Genomic DNA, 573 nt, shown 5'->3' on the forward strand with positions numbered 1-573 from the left:
CGCCAGCTCCATTGGTTACCGGGACGCATCAACTGATCAACAGCACAATGTTGAATGACGATGTTCTCGGTCGATGCACACGTCGCAGCGCTGACGATGCGACGTTCGAAGCTTCCATCAGGTTAGATTCTGCTGGGCCTGTCCCGGTGACCTTCTTCGCTGATGAACCGCTTGACGACACACTCACATACGTCCGTGCAATCGTGTCTGCACTGCCTGCCAACGACGCTAGGTACCGCCGCTACGCCGCTGCTGATGTCCGGCAATTCCACATTGCACTCCGAAATGGTATCCCCCCAACGCCCGTCACCGAGTTTGCTTCGCGAATGCGTCTTTCTCACATCGTCGTCTTCTACCCAACGCCGGAAGAAGGGGCGACACTCTGGTACACTTGCGATAATCTGATCCCCAACGCACTGGTTTGTGTGACCTTAGATCAAGATCGTCGATTTGTTGGCGGTGGCATCGGCTGACAGCAGACAGCACAGAACAATCGGATGCACGACGAGTCGCCGAGTCGTCGTTATCGAAGTGGAGGATCGCTCGCGGCGACCGCGTGATCCGTGACGTTCG

At 56.5% G+C, this 573-nt stretch carries 1 protein-coding gene; it reads left to right on the forward strand.

From position 1 onward, the window contains the following. Nucleotides 1-473: hypothetical protein (locus tag H1B37_RS33085; protein ID WP_220498505.1), on the forward strand; the 473-nt coding region annotated here is incomplete at its 5' end. Between the last annotated feature and the right edge of the window lie 100 nt (nucleotides 474-573).

It is taken from the genome of Stieleria mannarensis (assembly GCF_014154935.1).
GTDB classification, from domain to species: Bacteria; Planctomycetota; Planctomycetia; order Pirellulales; family Pirellulaceae; genus Stieleria; species Stieleria mannarensis.